This is a genomic window from Streptomyces sp. NPDC048434, from assembly GCF_043200375.1.
Lineage (GTDB): Bacteria > Actinomycetota > Actinomycetes > Streptomycetales > Streptomycetaceae > Streptomyces.
Genome location: NZ_JBICXQ010000030.1, coordinates 1 through 17,424, shown reverse-complemented (window position 1 = coordinate 17,424; position 17,424 = coordinate 1). Strand labels below are relative to the sequence as shown.

9 protein-coding genes and 1 tRNA gene are annotated in these 17,424 nt (G+C 69.2%); 1 reads left to right on the top strand and 9 read right to left on the bottom strand.

Going from position 1 to position 17,424, the window contains the following annotated elements; genetic code table 11:
- Nucleotides 1-9: 9 nt before the first annotated feature.
- The 7 genes from ACGFWI_RS30440 to ACGFWI_RS30410 all read right to left on the bottom strand — a co-directional run bounded on the left by ACGFWI_RS30440 (nt 10) and on the right by ACGFWI_RS30410 (nt 13,097).
- The gene (locus ACGFWI_RS30440; protein WP_393909261.1) at nt 10-546 is read right to left on the bottom strand and encodes a CinA family protein; all 537 of its coding nucleotides are present in this window, start codon (nt 544-546) and stop codon (nt 10-12) included.
- The gene (gene pgsA, locus ACGFWI_RS30435; protein WP_393909260.1) at nt 543-1,193 is read right to left on the bottom strand and encodes a CDP-diacylglycerol--glycerol-3-phosphate 3-phosphatidyltransferase; all 651 of its coding nucleotides are present in this window, start codon (nt 1,191-1,193) and stop codon (nt 543-545) included. Before pgsA ends, ACGFWI_RS30440 begins: the two co-directional genes overlap by 4 nt.
- A complete protein-coding gene (rimO, locus tag ACGFWI_RS30430; RefSeq protein WP_393909259.1) occupies nt 1,190-2,674 on the bottom strand; it encodes a 30S ribosomal protein S12 methylthiotransferase RimO in 1,485 nt (494 codons plus the stop codon). The genes pgsA and rimO overlap by 4 nt, the downstream gene beginning before the upstream one ends.
- Before the next feature lie 102 nt (nt 2,675-2,776).
- Nucleotides 2,777-3,580 carry a helix-turn-helix domain-containing protein gene (locus ACGFWI_RS30425; protein ID WP_393909258.1) on the bottom strand — a complete coding sequence of 268 codons (804 nt, stop codon included), beginning with the start codon at nt 3,578-3,580 and terminating at the stop codon, nt 2,777-2,779.
- Nucleotides 3,581-3,804: 224 nt separating this feature from the next.
- Nucleotides 3,805-6,579 (bottom strand): DNA translocase FtsK, encoded by a 2,775-nt coding sequence (locus ACGFWI_RS30420; RefSeq protein ID WP_393909257.1) that lies wholly within the window; start codon nt 6,577-6,579, stop codon nt 3,805-3,807.
- Between the two features lie 92 nt (nt 6,580-6,671).
- The gene (locus ACGFWI_RS30415) at nt 6,672-7,331 is read right to left on the bottom strand and encodes a two-component system response regulator (protein WP_018092947.1); all 660 of its coding nucleotides are present in this window, start codon (nt 7,329-7,331) and stop codon (nt 6,672-6,674) included.
- 255 nt (nt 7,332-7,586) lie between these two features.
- Nucleotides 7,587-13,097: a HAMP domain-containing protein gene (locus tag ACGFWI_RS30410; protein ID WP_393909256.1), complete on the bottom strand. Its 5,511-nt coding sequence runs from the start codon at nt 13,095-13,097 to the stop codon at nt 7,587-7,589.
- Nucleotides 13,098-13,400: 303 nt separating this feature from the next.
- Here ACGFWI_RS30410 and ACGFWI_RS30405 point away from each other — a divergent pair, with 303 nt between their 5' ends.
- On the top strand, nt 13,401-16,022 hold the full coding sequence (locus ACGFWI_RS30405) for a SpoIIE family protein phosphatase (protein ID WP_393909348.1): 2,622 nt from the start codon (nt 13,401-13,403) through the stop codon (nt 16,020-16,022).
- A gap of 429 nt (nt 16,023-16,451) precedes the next feature.
- On the opposite strand, the gene ACGFWI_RS30400 is transcribed toward ACGFWI_RS30405, so the two are convergent.
- Together ACGFWI_RS30400 and ACGFWI_RS30395 are read right to left on the bottom strand one after the other, a co-directional pair.
- Nucleotides 16,452-16,527: transfer RNA gene (locus tag ACGFWI_RS30400), tRNA-Thr, on the bottom strand.
- Nucleotides 16,528-16,590: 63 nt separating this feature from the next.
- Nucleotides 16,591-17,268: a DegT/DnrJ/EryC1/StrS family aminotransferase gene (locus ACGFWI_RS30395; protein ID WP_393909255.1), complete on the bottom strand. Its 678-nt coding sequence runs from the start codon at nt 17,266-17,268 to the stop codon at nt 16,591-16,593.
- Nucleotides 17,269-17,424 lie beyond the last annotated feature (156 nt).

Genomic DNA, 17,424 nt, shown 5'->3' with positions numbered 1-17,424 from the left:
CGTGTTCACTCAGGGCTGCAAACATCCATTCCCCCCGTGTTGTTCCGTATCCTGTGCCCGCGTATTTTCTGTCAGTTCGCTCAACAACATTGCGAGCACGGCGTGAATGGTGTCCTGGCGGATCCGGTCACGATCGCCGTCCAGATCCAGCCGCCGCACCTCCCCGGCACCGTCCGGTCCTTGGACCGCCACGAAAACGGTGCCCACCGGATATCCGTCCTGAGGATCGGGGCCGGCCACACCCGTGGTGGCGATGCCCCAGTCGGCACCCAGTACCCGCCGCACACCGCTCGCCATCTGCCGCGCGACCTCGCCGTCCACGGCCCCGCGCGCGGCCAGCAGAGCGCCGTCCACACCCAGCAGGTCCCGCTTGAGGTCGGTGGCGTACGCCGTGACCGAGCCACGGACGACCCGCGAGGCCCCGGGGACGGCGGTCAGTGCGCCCGCCACCAGTCCGCCGGTCAGGGATTCGGCCACCGCCAGGCTCTGCCGACGCCCGGCGAGCAGCTCCAGCGCCCCGGCCGCGGCAGAACCCGGCCCGCTCACCGGGCCGGGTCCCTCTCGGCCCTCTCGGCCCGCTCCCGGGCCAGCCCGGCCCGGCGCAGCACCACGGCCTGCCGGATGTAGTCGAGACCGGTGACCACGGTCAGTGCGACGGCCACCGCCATCACCCACCAGCGGAAGGTCGCCAGGGGGCCGGTGAGCACCAGGACGTACATGCCCACCGCGGTGCCCTGTGCCAATGTCTTGATTTTGCCGCCCCGGCTGGCCGGAATGACTCCGTGCTTGATCACCCAGAACCGCATCAGCGTGATGCCGAGCTCCCGGAAGAGGATCACGCCGGTCACCCACCACGACAGATCGCCCAGCACCGACAGGCAGATCAGCGCCGCGCCCATGATCGCCTTGTCCGCGATCGGGTCCGCGATCTTGCCGAAGTCGGTGACCAGGTTGTACGTGCGCGCCAGATGCCCGTCGAAGACATCGGTGATCATGGCGACGGCGAAGGCGGCCCAGGCGAAGGCGCGCCAGGCCCGGTCCGTTCCGTTGTCGTGCATCAGCAGCAGCACGAACGCCGGGACCAGCACCAGCCGCAGCATCGTCAGGAGGTTGGCGATGTTCCACAGCCCGGCCTGCTGGATGACCGGCGCCGTGCGCGGGCCGCCAGCTGCGGAAGCCGGGACTCCGCTCATCTGGCCGCCTCCTCGGTACACCCCGTGCCCTCCACCGACAGCACCTCGGCGACGAGGTCCACGCCCTCGCTCGCCACCACCTTTGCTTCGACCATACGACCGGGCTCCAGTTCCTGGTCGGTCGACAGCAGGGTGACACCATCGGTCTCCGGCGCCTGGTGCGCGGCCCGCCCGACGATGCCGTCCTCGTCGTCGATCCGGTCGACCAGCACCCGCACCGTCTCGCCGACCCGCTCCTCGGCGCGCTGCGCGGTCAGCTCCTCGGCCAGCCGCGACATCCGCGCCAGCCGCTCGGCGACCACATCCGGATCGACCTTGTCCTCGTAGGAGGCGGCCTCGGTGCCGTCCTCGTCGGAGTAGCCGAAGATGCCGATGGCATCCAGCCGGGCCTCGGTGATGAAGCGCTCCAGCTCCGCGAGATCGCTCTCGCTCTCCCCGGGGAAGCCCACGATGAAGTTGGAGCGGGCCCCGGCCTGCGGCGCCTTCGTGCGGATGGTCTCCAGCAGCTCCAGGAAGCTGTCGGTGCCGCCGAAGCGCCGCATCGCCCGCAGCACACCGGGCGCCGAGTGCTGGAAGGACAGATCGAAGTAGGGCGCGACCTTGTCGGTGCCGGTCAGGACATCGATCAGCCCCGGACGCATCTCGGCCGGCTGCAGATAGCTGACCCGGATCCGCTCGATGCCGTCGACGGCCGCCAGCTCCGGCAGCAGCGTCTCCAGCAGCCGGATGTCGCCGAGGTCCTTGCCGTAGGAGGTGTTGTTCTCGGAGACCAGCATGATCTCTTTGACGCCCTCCCCGGCCAGCCAGCGCGTCTCACCGAGCACATCGGAGGGCCGCCGCGAGATGAAGGAGCCGCGGAAGGAGGGAATGGCGCAGAACGAGCAGCGCCGGTCGCAGCCGGAGGCCAGCTTCACAGAGGCCACGGGGCTGCTGCCGAGCCGGCGGCGCAGCGGCGCGCGCGGCCCGGAGGCGGGCGCGATGCCCTCCGGCAGATCCTCGGGCGGGGTGTCCTGGGCGTGGCCGGGCAGTGCGACATCGGCCGAGCCCTGGCGCTCGGACGGGCTGATCGGCAGCAGCTTGCGGCGGTCGCGCGGGGTGTGCGCGGCGTGGATGCCGCCGTTCAGGATGGTCTGCAGGCGGTCGGAGATATTGCTGTAGTCGTCGAAGCCGAGCACGCCGTCGGCCTCGGGCAGCGCCTCGGCGAGTTCCTTGCCGTAGCGCTCGGCCATGCAGCCGACGGCCACCACGGCCTGGGTTCTGCCATGATCCTTCAGATCGTTGGCTTCCAGCAGGGCATCGACGGAGTCCTTCTTTGCGGCCTCGACGAAGCCACAGGTGTTGACGACGGCGACATCGGCATCGGCGGCTTCCTCGACGAGGTCCCAGCCGTCCGCTGCCAGGCGGCCTGCGAGCTCCTCCGAGTCCACCTCGTTACGGGCGCAGCCAAGAGTGACTAGGGCGACGGTACGGCGTTCGGGCATAGGCATCAGCCTACTTTGTCCCGGCCACCACCTCGGCGCGCAGGTCTCCGCCGCCGGTTCCGGGTGCCCCGGACCGGTCGGCGAATGCCCTCACGGCGGCGTTCAGCCCGCCTGAGGGTCCCCCGGCGTGTAGCTGAGCCGCTCCACGGGACCCTTGTTGCCGATCTCCTTGACCTCCTTGCCGTTGACGTACAGCTGTACGACTCGGGCATTGCCGAGGACCAGGTCGATCCGCTTCTTGTTGGTGATCGTCTTGGACTCGCCCTTCTTGAGCAGGCTGTCCTCCAGCAGTTTGCCGCTGGCGTCCTTGGCCGAGACCCAGCTCTGCCCGTCGCGGGCGGTGACCTTGATCGTGACCTTGTCCTTCGGCAGTCCGGCGACCGCACTGTCGGAGGGCTCGGGGTGGATGGGCGGCTTGATCGTCGAGGGGTGGCGGGTGGGCGCCGGCGCGGGCTTCGCGTGGGAGTCGGCCGCCATCGAGCCGCGGTCGCTCTTGTCACCGCTGGTGAAGAAGGTGAAGCCGGCGAAGCCGACCACGGCGACGATCGCCGCGACCATCGCCGCGGTCCAATTGGGGCGGCGGGGCTCGGAACGGATCCGTTCGGCTTCGAAGAGCGGTGCGGCGGGCGTCGGCGCGGGCCGCCCGCCGTGCTCGGCGTCGAATTGGTCGATCAGCGGTCGGGGATCGAGGGATACGGCGCGGGCGAGCGCCCGGATATGCCCCCGGGCGTAGACGTCGCCGCCACAGCGGGAGAAGTCGTCCTGCTCGATCGCGTGCACGATGGGGATACGCACCCGTGTCGTCGTACTGACCTCTTCGACGGTCAGTCCCGCTCCGATACGGGCCTTCTGGAGGGCAGCACCGACGGAAGGCCGGTCTGCTTCGGGGGAGTTGCCGATGGACACGGGGGCGCCTTTCGAGCGTGTAGCCACCTGCTGGAAGTTCAGTCTAGGGGTGGAGCGAAAGGGTCGGGCAAGCGGGAGAGCGGAGTTTGTACGCCATCGGAACGCCGTCGGCGGTGCCCTGGGGCTGGATGGTGAAGCATCGTTCCCTCGTCTCCCTCAACTTGACGTATCGGCAGGAGAAACGGTTGCTTTCTTCTCTCGTACGAGTGACCCGGATATCTGTGCTACTCGGTAGCCTCCCCCCGGATCACCGCCAGCACTCCGTCCAATTCATCCGGCTTCACCAGAACATCGCGTGCTTTGGACCCCTCGCTCGGCCCGACAATGTTGCGCGACTCCATCAGGTCCATCAGCCGGCCGGCCTTGGCAAAGCCCACCCGCAGCTTGCGCTGAAGCATCGATGTCGACCCGAACTGGGTGGAAACTACCAGCTCAGCGGCCTGGCACAGCAGGTCGAGGTCATCGCCGATGTCCTCGTCGATCTCCTTCTTCCTGGCCGTCCCGACGGTGACGTCTTCGCGGAAGACCGGCGCCATCTGATCCTTGCAGTGCTGGACGACGGCCGCGACTTCGGACTCGGTCACGAACGCGCCCTGCATACGGACCGGCTTGTTGGCACCCATCGGCAGGAACAGCCCGTCGCCCTTGCCGATCAGCTTCTCGGCGCCCGGCTGGTCGAGGATGACCCGGCTGTCGGCGAGCGAGGAGGTGGCGAACGCGAGCCGGGAGGGCACATTGGCCTTGATCAGGCCGGTGACCACATCGACGGACGGGCGCTGGGTGGCGAGCACCAGATGGATGCCTGCCGCGCGGGCGAGCTGGGTGATGCGGACGATCGAGTCCTCCACATCGCGTGGCGCGACCATCATCAGGTCCGCCAGCTCGTCGACGATGACCAGCAGATACGGGTACGGCGCCAGCTCGCGCTCGCTGCCCGCGGGTGAGCTGACCTTGCCGCTGCGCACCGCTTCGTTGAAGTCGTCGATGTGCCGGAAGCCGTACGCCGCGAGGTCGTCGTAGCGCAGGTCCATCTCGCGGACCACCCACTGCAGCGCCTCGGCGGCGCGCTTGGGGTTGGTGATGATCGGCGTGATCAGGTGCGGGATGCCTTCGTACGCGGTCAGCTCGACGCGCTTGGGGTCGACCAGCACCATCCGGACGTCCTCCGGCGTGGCCCGCACCATGACCGAGGTGATCAGACAGTTGATGCAGGAGGACTTGCCGGAACCGGTGGCGCCGGCCACCAGGACGTGCGGCATCTTGGTCATGTTGGCCATGACGTAGCCGCCCTCGACGTCCTTGCCGAGCGCCACCAGCATCGGATGCTCATCGTCCGCGGCATCGGCCAGCCGCAGCACGTCGCCGAGGTTGACCATCTCGCGGTCGGTATTGGGGATCTCGATGCCGACCGCGGACTTGCCGGGGATCGGGCTGATGATCCGGACGTCGGGGCTGGCCACGGCGTAGGCGATGTTCTTGGCCAGCGCGGTGATCTTCTCGACCTTGACGGCCGGGCCGAGCTCGACCTCGTAGCGGGTGACCGTCGGGCCGCGGGTGAACCCGGTGACCGCCGCATCGACCTTGAACTCCTGGAAGACCGTGGTCAGTGCGGTCACTATGGCGTCGTTGGCGGCGCTGCGGGTCTTGCCGGGACCGCCGCGCGAGAGCAGGTCCAGCGAGGGCAGCGAGTAGGTGATGTCACCGGACAGCTGGAGCTGCTCGGCGCGCGCCGGCAGCTCGCCGGACCGCTCCGGCGGCGCCTTGGTGAAGTCCGGTACGGCCGGGGTGTCCTCAACAACGGGCGGCTTCGGCTCCGCACCGCGGGCCGGCGGCACCGTGCCGCTCTCCCCCGCGGTGTCCTCGCCGTCGTGCCCCCGGCGCTCCCCGGAGATGCTGCTGCTGAGTCCGGCGACGAGCGGGGAGGGCTGGACGCCGTGCAGCACCGCGCCGTCCAGCGCCGCGGCGGCCGCGGCGGCGACATCCACCGCATCCATCGGCCGGTCCACGGCGGGCTGTACGGAACCCCGGCGCGGGCGGCGCCGTTTGGCCAGAGCCGCTTCCTCTATCGCCTCCGGGTCGTTCGCGGCCGACGCCGCGGCGGCGCTGCGACGCGGCTTGCGGGCGGGCTGCTCGCGCCAGTCCTCCGCATAGTCCTCGGCCTCGTCGACGTACTCCTCGGACTCCGCGGGCTGCACCACGCCCAGCCGGACGCCGAGCGCCCGCAGCCGCTGCGGGATGGCGTTCACCGGCGTCGCGGTGACCACCAGCAGCCCGAAGAGGGTCAGCAGCGCCAGCAGCGCCACGGCCAGGGTCTGTCCGACGGTGAAGATCAGCGGCTTGGACGCGACCCATCCGAGATAGCCGCCGGCGTCCTGTATGGCGGCCAGTCCGTCGTCCCGGCCCGGCGATCCACAGGCCATGGCGACCTGCCCCAGGACACCGACGACCAGTGCGGACAGCCCGATGACGATCCGGCCGTTGGCCTCCGGCTGCTCGGGGTGCCGGATGAGGCGTACGGCGATGCCGCCCAGCAGTATCGGCACGACCAGATCGAGCCGGCCGAACGCCCCGGTCACCAGCAGCTCGACGAGATCGCCGACCGGGCCGCTGAGGTTGGACCACGTACCGGCCGCGATGACCAGCGCCATGCCGAGCAGCAGCAGCCCCAGCCCGTCCTTGCGGTGCGCCGGATCGAGGTTCTTCGCGCCGCGCCCCATGCCGCGGAACACCGCCCCGATGGCGTGCGCGAGCCCCAGCCAGCAGGCGCGGGCGAGGCGGTAGACACCGCCGGTGGGTGACGGCGCCGGTTTGGGGACGGCCTTCTTGCCGGCAGCCTTTTTGGCCGGTGCCTTCTTCGCGGCCGCGGTCTTCTTGACCGGCGGCTTCGCGGTCGCCTTCTTCGCGGCGGTCTTCTTGGCGGCGCCCGCGGTCCGTCCGGCGCGCTGCTTCGAGGGGCCCGCCGTGCTCTGGGTTCCCTTGCCGGACGTACGTGAGGCCATGGCGACGAGATTACAGGCGAACGCGGGCATCACACGAGCGCACGGCGCTTCACCCGAACGTGTCGCGCGCCCGTCTCATGAAAGGACGTCAGTCATCCCGCGGCGCTTCCCGACCCCGGCTCCAGAGCATCCAGCGCCCGGCGCAGCCCGGTCAGTTTGCGTTCCAGATGAGCCGCCGTGGCGACCGCGGCCGCATCTGCCGTCTCGTCCAGCTGCTTGGACAGCGCCTCGGCCTGTTCCTCGACCGCGGCCAGCCGCGCGGAGAGCTCGGCGAGCAGCCCAGCGGACTCCCGCGCCTCGTCGGCGCTCGGCCGCCCGCCCTCCAGCTGCAGCCTCAGCAGGGAGGCCTGCTCCCGCAGTTGGCAGTTCTTCATGTACAGCTCGACGAACACCGAGACCTTGGCCCGCAGCACCCAGGGGTCGAACGGCTTGGAGATGTAGTCCACCGCGCCGGCCGCATAACCGCGGAAGGTGTGATGCGGGCCGTGGTTGATGGCCGTGAGGAAGATGATCGGGATGTCACGGGTACGTTCGCGCCGCTTGATGTGCGCGGCCGTCTCGAAGCCGTCCATCCCCGGCATCTGCACATCGAGCAGAATCACCGCGAAATCGTCCGTGAGCAGTGCTTTGAGCGCTTCCTCCCCGGACGATGCCCGCACCAGTGTCTGATCGAGCGCAGAGAGGATCGCCTCCAGCGCCAGCAGATTCTCCGGCCGGTCATCGACCAGGAGGATCTTGGCCTTCTGCACCATGGCCCGTCCTCCTCGCCCCGGCATGGAACCGGACGCCGCCCCAGGGGACGACTCCGTCACGCCGCCCGTCCTTGTGCCGGTCATGGTAGCTGCACCCCGCCTGTCGCCACACCCTGTCACCGCGATGTCACTGTGCACGTAGCAGAAACGCAGACAGGGACCAGAAGGTTCCCCGGATCCTGCGCTTCCACACGTCCACGGCGACACTGAGTCAGCACGCGGTGATCCTCTTACGCCTCCATACTGGACGCTTCCTCACTCCGCGCGCATCCATTGCTCCATGACCGACAACAGATGATCGGTATCCACCGGCTTGGTCACATAGTCGGAGGCCCCGGAGTCGATGCTCTTCTCCCGGTCGCCCTTCATCGCCTTCGCGGTCAGCGCGATGATGGGCAGTCCGGCGAACTGCGGCATCCTGCGGATCGCCGACGTGGTCGCATAGCCGTCCATCTCCGGCATCATGATGTCCATCAGGACCAGCACGATGTCGTCGTGCTGCTCCAGCACCTCGATGCCCTCGCGCCCGTTCTCCGCGTACAGCACCGACAGGCCGTGCTGTTCCAGGACACTGGTGAGCGCGAAGACATTGCGGATGTCGTCGTCGACGATCAGCACCTTCTCGCCGTGGAAACCGCCCTCGAAAGCGGGATCCACCAGATCCTGGCCGTTGCCGATCCAGGGCTCGTCGGCAGGCTGCTGCGGAGCCTGCTGCGGCGGCGCCTGAGGCATCTGTGGTGTCGCCACGGACGGCGGCCGCCCCGGAAGCTCGAAACGGCGCGGAGAGCCCGAAACCGCCCGGCGGCGGCGGCGGTTGAGGCTACCCCCGGCGTCCAGCTCGAGGCCCTGCTGCTCCTCGGCCTCCAGGCGCCCGACCTCCGTCTCGCGTGCCTCCGCGTCCATCGCGAGCCCGCCGGCCACCAACTGCGGATAGCCCTGCGGCGGCAGCCCGCCCGGGTTGTGCGGGAGGTAGAGCGTGAACGTGGAGCCGCGGTTGGGCTCGCTCGCGGCGTGGATCTCGCCGCCCAGCAGCCGGGCGATCTCCCGGCTGATGGACAGGCCCAGACCCGTACCGCCGTATTTGCGGCTGGTCGTGCCGTCCGCCTGCTTGAACGCCTCGAAGATGACCCGCATCTTGCTCGACGCGATACCGATACCGGTGTCGGTGACCGAGAAGGCGATCATGTCCGCATCCGGGTCGCGCAGCGAACCGTGCTCCAGCAGCTGCTCCCTGATGGCCACCGGGACATCCGCACCGGCCGGCCGGATCACCAGCTCGACGGCGCCGCTGTCGGTGAACTTCACCGCGTTGGACAGCAGGTTGCGCAGCACCTGCAGCAGCCGCTGCTCGTCGGTGTGCAGCGTCGCCGGCAGCTCCGGCGAGACCCGTACGGAGAAGTCGAGTCCCTTCTCCGCGGTCAGCGGCCGGAATGTCGCCTCCACATAGTCGACGAGCTGGACCAGCGCGATCCGCGTCGGGCTGACGTCCATCTTTCCGGCCTCGACCTTGGACAGGTCCAGGATGTCGTTGATCAGCTGGAGCAGGTCGGAACCGGCACCATGGATGGTTTCGGCGAATTCGACCTGCTTCGGGGAGAGATTCCCCTCCGCGTTGTCGGCCAGCAACTTGGCCAGAATCAGCAGGGAGTTGAGCGGTGTGCGCAACTCGTGCGACATGTTCGCCAGGAACTCCGACTTGTAGCGCATCGAGACGGCGAGCTGTTCGGCGCGCTCCTCCAGGACCTGCCGCGCCTCCTCGATCTCGGTGTTCTTCACTTCGATGTCGCGGTTCTGCGCCCGCAGCTGCTCGGCCTTCTCCTCCAGCTCGGAGTTGGACAGCTCCAGCGCCTTCTGCCGGCTCTCCAGCTCGCCCGACCGCTCCTTGAGCTGCTCGGTCAGCTCCTGCGACTGCTTGAGCAGCACCTCGGTCTTGGTGTTGACCGAGATGGTGTTGACGCTGGTCGCGATCATCTCGGCGATCTGGCTGAGGAAGTCCTTCTGGATCTGGGTGAACGGCTGGAAGGACGCCAGCTCGATCACGCCGAGCACCTTGTCCTCGAACAGCACCGGCAGCACGATCACATTCGCCGGCGGCGCCTCGCCCAGTCCGGAGGCGATCTTGAGATAGCCGGACGGGACGTTCTCCACCAGGATCGTGCGCCCCTCCTCCGCGGCCGTGCCGATCAGCGTCTCGCCCGGCCGGAAGGTCGTCGGCATCCCGCCCATGGCGTAGCCGTACGAGCCCATCAGCCGCAGCTCGTAGGCGCCCGCCTCGCCGCCGTCCGCACCGATCTCCCGGCTGTCGGGCTGCGCCGCGAGGAAGAACGCGCCGTGCTGGGCGGAGACCGCGGGCGAGAGCTCGCTCATGATGAGCGTGGCGACGTCCTTGAGGTCGCGCCTGCCCTGCATCAGACCGGAGATCCGGGCCAGGTTGCCCTTGAGCCAGTCCTGTTCCTCGTTGGCGAGGGTGGTCTCGCGGAGCGTGGAGATCATGGTGTTGACGTTGTCCTGGAGCTCCAGGATCTCGCCGGCCGCGTCCACATCGATCCGGACGTTGTGATCGCCGAGGGTGACCGCCGCGGCGACCGCGGCGATGGCACGCACCTGACGGGTCAGGTTTCCGGCCATCTCGTTCACCGACTCGGTCAGGTCGCGCCAGGTGCCGGCCACGCCCCGCACCTGCGCCTGACCGCCCAGCTGGCCTTCCGTGCCCACCTCGCGGGCCACTCTGGTGACCTGCTCCGCGAAGGACGACAGCTGGTCGACCATCGTGTTGATGGTGGTCTTCAGCGCGAGGATCTCACCGCGCGCATCGATGTCGATCTTCTTGGTCAGATCACCCTTGGCGATGGCGGTGGTGACCATGGCGATGTTGCGGACCTGACCGGTCAGGTTGTTGGCCATCGAGTTCACGGACTCGGTGAGGTCCTTCCACGTACCGGCGACGCCGGGGACGCGGGCCTGGCCGCCCAGGATGCCGTCGGTGCCCACCTCACGGGCCACCCGGGTGACCTCGTCGGCGAACGACGACAGCGTCGTGACCATCGTGTTGACCGTGTCGGCGAGCTGCGCGACCTCGCCGCGCGCCTCGACCGTGACCTTCTTCGTCAGATCGCCGTTGGCGACCGCCGCCGAGACCTGCGAGATGTTGCGCACCTGGATGGTCAGGTTGTTGGCCATCAGGTTCACGTTGTCGCTGAGATCCAGCCAGATACCGGTCGCGCCCGGCACCCGCGCCTGGCCGCCCAACTGGCCCTCGGTGCCCACCTCACGGGCCACCCGCGTCACCTGCTCGGCGAACGAAGACAGCTGGTCGACCATCGTGTTGACGGTGGTGACCAGTTCGAGGATCTCGCCCTTGGCATCGACGGTGATCTTCTTGGACAGGTCGCCACGGGCCACCGCCGTCGTCACCTCGGCGATGTTGCGCACCTGCGAGGTCAGGTTGTTCGCCATGAAGTTGACGGACTGGGTGAGGTCCTTCCACGTACCGCTGACGCCCTGCACCTCGGCCTGGCCGCCCAGGATGCCCTCGGTGCCCACCTCGCGGGCGACCCGGGTGACCTGCTCCGCGAACGAGGAGAGCTGGTCGACCATGGTGTTCAGGGTGTTCTTCAGCTCCAGGATCTCGCCCCGGGCGTCCACGTCGATCTTCTGCGACAGATCACCGCGCGCGACCGCCGTGGCGACCTGCGCGATGTTGCGGACCTGAGCCGTCAGGTTGCCGGCCATGCCATTCACGGAATCGGTCAGATCGCGCCAGACACCGGCGACGCCCGGCACCTGAGCCTGACCGCCCAGCCTGCCGTCCGTGCCGACCTCCCGGGCGACCCGGGTGACCTGCTCGGCGAAGGCGGAGAGCTGGTCGACCATCGTGTTGATGGTGTTCTTGAGCTCCAGGATCTCGCCGCGCGCATCCACGTCGATCTTCTGGGACAGGTCACCCCGGGCGACCGCCGTCGTCACCTGCGCGATCTGCCGCACCTGGGAAGTCAGGTTCCCCGCCATGAAGTTGACGGAGTCGGTCAGTTCCTTCCAGGTGCCGCTGACCCCGTCCACCCGGGCCTGGCCGCCCAGCCGGCCCTCCGTACCCACGTCCCTGGCCATCCGTGTGACCTGGTCGGCGAACGAGGACAGCTGGTCCACCATGGTGTTCACGGTGTTCTTCAACTGCAGCATCTCGCCGGAGACATCGACGGTGACCTTCTGCGACAGATCGCCGTTGGCCACCGCGGTCGTCACCTGGGCGATGTTGCGCACCTGCCCGGTGAGGTTGCGGAAGGCGGTGTTCACGGAGTCCGTGAGGTCCTTCCACGTACCCGCCGCCCCAGGCACCGCGGCCTGGCCGCCCAGCTCGCCCTCGACGCCGATCTCCCGCGCGACGCGCGTCACTTCGGCGCCGAACGACGACAGCTGACCCACCATCGTGTTGACGGTGTTCTTCAACTCCAGCATTTCACCGGCCACATCGACGGTGACCGTCTGGGACAGATCACCGTTGGCGACCGCCGTCGTCACCTGCGCGATGTCCCGCACCTGCGCGGTGAGGTTGCGGAAGGCGGTGTTCACCGAGTCGGTGAGGTCCTTCCACGTACCGGCCGCGCCAGGCACCTGGGCCTGCCCGCCGAGCTGGCCCTCTGCGCCGACCTCGTTCGCCACGCGCGTCACTTCGTCCGCGAAGGTGCGCAGCGTTTCGGTCATGGTGTTGATCGTGTCGGCCAGCTGCGCGACCTCGCCGCGTGCACTGACCGTGACCTTCTGCGACAGGTCACCGTTCGCGACAGCCGTGGTGACCTGGGCGATCCCGCGCACCTGCGCGGTGAGGTTGCCGGCCATGAGATTGACCGAATCCGTCAGGTCCTTCCACACGCCGGCGACGCCGGGGACCTGTGCCTGACCGCCGAGCTCACCCTCCGTGCCGACCTCGCGGGCGACGCGCGTCACCTCGGAGGCGAAGGAGGAGAGCTGGTCGACCATCGTGTTGACGGTGTTCTTGAGCTCCAGCATCTCGCCGGCGACATGAACCGTCACCTTCCGGGACAGATCGCCCTTGGCGACCGCGGTGGTGACGAGAGCGATGTCACGCACCTGCGCCGTCAGCCGGGACGCCATGGTGTTGACGGATTCCGTCAGGTCCTTCCACGAACCCGACATTCCGCGCACCCGCGCCTGACCGCCGAGCTTGCCCTCCGTACCGACCTCGCTGGCCACTCTCGTGACCTCGTCGGTGAACGCGGAGAGCTGATCCACCAGCCCGTTGACCGTCCGGCCGACCTTCAGGAATTCACCCCGCAGGGGGTGCTCCGAAGAACTGTCCGAACTGCGCGACCGCAGATCCATCCGCTGCTCGAGGTCGCCCTCGGACACCGCCGACAGCACCCGTCCCACTTCGGAGACGGGCCGCACGAGGTCGTCCACCAGGGCATTCGAGGCGTCGATCGCCGCGGCCCAGGAGCCCTCGGCGGCACCGACCTCCAGCCGTTCCGTGAGCTTTCCCTCACGTCCGACGACCCGGCGCACCCGCGCCAGCTCGCCCGTGAGATGCAGATTGCGATCCGCAACCTCGTTGAAGACCGCCGCGATCTCCGACATGACGCCATCGCCGGAAACCGTGAGCCGCTTGCGGAAGTTCCCGTCCCGCATGGCGACCAGTGCGACCAACAGCCGATTCAGCGCAGCCGTATCCACCTCGGTCGTCCCGTTGTTCCGGGATCGTCCGCCTTTCGCGCGCGTACTTACGCCCCGCGCCGCTGCGCCAGACTCCACCGTGTCCCTCCCGCAGGGTCGACCGTTCTACCCGGGCTTTCTCTTGATACTTGCCCAGTGTTTCACCATGGCCCAACCAGGCCATAACAGTTCGGCAGCATCGCACACCGTCCCGGTGCACGATTGGGGCGGAAACACACGTGACCGGCATCCTCGGGTCCGGCGAAGGTAAGTAACCTGGCATACGGCTGTCCACCCGCCCCAGCCATCGAGCACGGGCGGTGGTGCGAGCACAACAGGTTTATTCGGAGGGGCGCCGCGACCATGGGGGAGCAGATCACCGACACACGCATGAGGAGACCAGTGATCACCGCGCGGGCCGCCGCAACATTCGAGCCGGTCGGGCGTTCGGTCGCCACTGCCCGTGCATTCGTCCGCGACACCCTCCAGGGCTGGGGCTGCGTCGACATCGTCGACGACGCCGTCGTGCTGACCAGCGAGCTGGTCACCAACGCCGTGGTGCACGCCGGCACCGCCGCCGATGTGCTGTGTCTGCGCAGCGAGGACGGCGTACGGATTTCCGTCGCCGACCGCTACCCCGAACGTGAGATTCCGCTCCAGAACGCCGGCCAGGTCGTCATCCACCCGGACCGCGAGGGCGGCCGCGGACTGCTGCTGTGCGGCGCACTGGCCTCCCGCTGGGGCGTCGAGTACACCGCCGCACAAAAACACGTATGGTTCCAGCTCGACCTCCCCGAGCGACCGGCAGGCACCCGTTCCGCAGGTCCCGCCCTGCCGGTGGACGCCCTCCCGGTCACCGACACCCGCGTCCGCGTCGCAGTGATCCAGATCGACCGCGGCGGCTGCATCAGCTTCTGGAACGACGACGCCCAGGACCTCTTCGCCTACGACCCCGAGCAGGTCATCGGCAAGCCCCTCACCGACTTCGCCGCCTGGCCGCACACCCCCGGAACCGGCACCGGCATCGCCGAGGCACTCCAGCTCTCCCGCTGGGAGGGCTCCTACGGCATCCGGGGCTCCGACGGCCGGGTCGTCCCCGTGTACGCCTCCCACCTGCGCGTCCGCGACGCCGACGGCGAGGCCTCCACGGTCTGCCTCCTGGTGCGCGACCACGAGCGCGCGATCCTGCAGAGCCCCCAGCGCACCCCCGCCCCGGACGCCGCCTCACAGCCCGAGGGCCGCCCCTCCGACCCGTTCGAGGTCTTCATCGGCTCACCGGCCCCCGATGACCTCGACGGCCTGCTCCAGCGCACCGTCGAACGTGCCCGCGACATGCTCGACGGCGACGCGGCCTACCTCCTGCTGGCCACCGACGACGAGACCGAGCTGGAGGTCCGCGCCTCCACGGGCCTGCCCTCCGCCCGTCAGCGGTTCGCCCGCGTCCCCGTCGAGGCCGGATCCGGACGCTACGGCTCCGCCCGGATGCCCGCCGTCCACGAGGACCTCACCGCCGTCCCCGGCGCCGTACCCCTCCTCAGCGGCACGGGCATGCGCTCGGTCGTCACCGTCCCCCTCAAGGTCGAGGGCCGGCTGACCGGCTCGCTCGGCGTCGCCGCGGAGGGCGCCGGCCGCTATACGAACGAGGAGGCCCTGCGGCTCCAGTTCGCCGCCGACCGCATCGCCCTCGCCGTCGAACGCGCCCGCCTCACCGAGCTGGAGAAACTGCGCCGCGGCTCCCTCTCCTTCCTTGTCGAGGCCTCCGACCTGCTGGCCGGCACCCTCGACCGCGACCAGACCCTGGCCCTGATGGCCCAGATGACGGTCCCCACCCTCGCCACGTGGTGCGCTGTCTACACCGTCGCCGACCAGACCTCCGAGCCCGAGCTGTCCTACGTCCTGCACGAGGATGAGGACCGCATCGACGGCCTCAAGACGCTGCTGATGAAGGTCGACCCGCCCGAGCCGGTGCCCACCCCCGGAGCCCGCGTCTGGACCGCCCCCAGCGACGCGGCGCACGACGCCGCCCTGCGCACCTCCATGCGCAGCCTGGGCCTGGGCAACTCCGCCCGGCCCTCCACGGGCCCCGGCGCCACCCTCGCCACCGCCTCCGCCGTCGGCGGCGAGACCGTCGTGCTCCCCCTCGTCGCCCGTAACCGCGTCATCGGCATGCTCACCCTCGGCAAGCCCACCGAGGAACACTTCCGCCAGGAGATCCTCGAACTCGCCGAGGACCTCTCCCGCCGGGCCGCTCTCGCCCTGGACAACGCCCGCCTCTACTCCGAGCGCACGGCCATCAGCCAGTCCCTCCAGCGCAGCCTGCTGCCCCCGGAGCTGCCCGAGATCCCCGGCGTGGAGGTCGAGGTCATCTACCGCGCGGCCGGCGAGGGCAACGAGGTCGGCGGCGACTTCTACGACCTCTTCCCGATCCGCGACGGCGCATACGGCTTCGCCATCGGCGACGTCTGCGGTACGGGCCCGGAAGCCGCCGCCGTCACGGGCCTGGCACGGCACGCGCTGCGGCTGCTGGCCCGTGAGGGCTTCGGCGGCCCCGCCGTCCTGGAGCGGCTCAACGCCGCCATCCTCGACGAGGGCGCCCGCAGCCGCTTCCTGACGCTCCTTTACGGCGAGCTCTGGCCACAGGAGGACGGCAGCGCCATCCTCAAGGTCGTCTGCGCGGGCCATCCCCTTCCGCTCCGCCTGCGCCAGGACGGCACGGTCGAGCCGGCCGCCGAACCCCAGCCGCTCCTCGGCGTGATGGACGATCTGGAGCTCTACGAACAGACCGTCACCCTCGACCCAGGCGACGTCCTGCTGTGCGTCACCGACGGCGTCACCGAACGCCGCGAGGGCACCCGCATGCTCGGCGACGACGGTCTCACCGACGTGCTGACGACCTGTACGGGCCTGACGGCCGGCGCCGTAGCCGCCCGCGTGCTGCGCGCCGTGGAACGCTTCGCCGCCGAACCCGCCTCCGACGACATGGCCATCCTCGCCATGCGCGTCCCCCAGCTCCCGACGGGCTGACCCCTGGGGGGAGGCGGCCGCCCTGAACCGGCTCACAACGCGCCGGCCGCTCCCCCGCCACCTCCAGCACCTTCCGTGCGGTGCACGGCCCCCTGACCGCCCTGCACGGGAGTCGTCCCCAACAGCCGCCCACGACGCGGCCCATGGCCCCCTACAGCGGGCTCACCCGACGACCTGCCCGCCCCCGTCACCGGGACCGGCCCAACCGTCACCTTCTTCGACACAGCCACCCACGCACGCCTCGATGTACTACAGACCCCGCACCCACGCTCACTGGGTCATGAGCCCACTCGCCACCCTGAACGTCGAACACACCGACATTTCCGGCGCCCACGGCCTTGCCTCTATCGATCCCCGCACATGACACACACCATCACCGAGTCCGCATACGACAAAGGCCCCCGCCAATTGGCGGGGGCCTTTGTCCTCTGGAGCCCCAATACGGAATCGAACCGTAGACCTTCTCCTTACCATGGAGACGCTCTACCGACTGAGCTATTGGGGCGCGGCAGCGGAATAGATATTACCCCAACTCCGCGGCAGCTTCGAACCGTCCACCGCTACTCGCTCAAAAGGCCGGCTGCAGCAATCCGCCGAGCGCATTGCACGCACCGACCATCTTGTGGAGCTCCCGCCGCGACATCCCCGCATGCACGGGCAGCGCCAGTGTCTCGTCCACGGCCCGCTCGGTCTGCGGCAGAAAGACGTCCCGCCGCAGCCCAGGCATCCGGTACACCGGAGCCAGTACGGGCACCTTGCACGCCACACCCTTGGCCCGCAGCGCCCGCGCGAACGCATCCCGGTCCGGCCGCCCGTTGCCCGGCACCCGCACCACATACTGCTCGTACGTGTGCCCCGCCGCCGGCGTCGGCGTCCAGACGCCGCTGAGCCTGCCGTCCAGGTACGACGCATGCGCGCGCCGCAGCTCCGCGCCCTCCGGGTCCGCCCCGGGTTCATCCTCCACGAGGACCAACAGACCGTGCCGCTGACCCACTTCACGGATCCAGCCGGCGTTCGCCTGCCGACCGAACCGGTGGATCGCCACGACGGCGGCCGTCTGGCTGGTCACCACATCCGACACCGCGGCCGGGTCCAGGCAGTAACTGTCGCCGTCCACATCGGCGAACACCGGCACCGCGCCCAACTCCAGCACGGCCCGGGCCACCTCGGCGTTGCCGTACGCCGGCACCACGACCTCATCACCAGCACTGACACCGGCCGACTTGAGCGCTCCCACTGTCCGCATGCAACGGATCCTGGTCAGGTGAGATGAACGTCGAGTTACACCCACCACCCGAAAATCAGAACAAAAAAGCTCCGGTCCCTGAACCACAAGGGTTCAGGGACCGGAGCTGAAAGATTGTTCGGCGGCGTCCTACTCTCCCACAGGGTCCCCCCTGCA

Bases quoted from the DNA above. Each gene is read 5' to 3' on its own strand.
- pgsA (WP_393909260.1), bottom strand. From the start codon at position 1,193: ATGAGCGGAGTCCCGGCTTCCGCAGCTGGCGGCCCGCGCACGGCGCCG.
- rimO (WP_393909259.1), bottom strand. From the start codon at position 2,674: ATGCCCGAACGCCGTACCGTCGCCCTAGTCACTCTTGGCTGCGCCCGT.
- ACGFWI_RS30420 (WP_393909257.1), bottom strand. From the start codon at position 6,579: ATGGCCTCACGTACGTCCGGCAAGGGAACCCAGAGCACGGCGGGCCCC.
- ACGFWI_RS30415 (WP_018092947.1), bottom strand. From the start codon at position 7,331: ATGGTGCAGAAGGCCAAGATCCTCCTGGTCGATGACCGGCCGGAGAAT.
- ACGFWI_RS30395 (WP_393909255.1), bottom strand. From the start codon at position 17,268: ATGCGGACAGTGGGAGCGCTCAAGTCGGCCGGTGTCAGTGCTGGTGAT.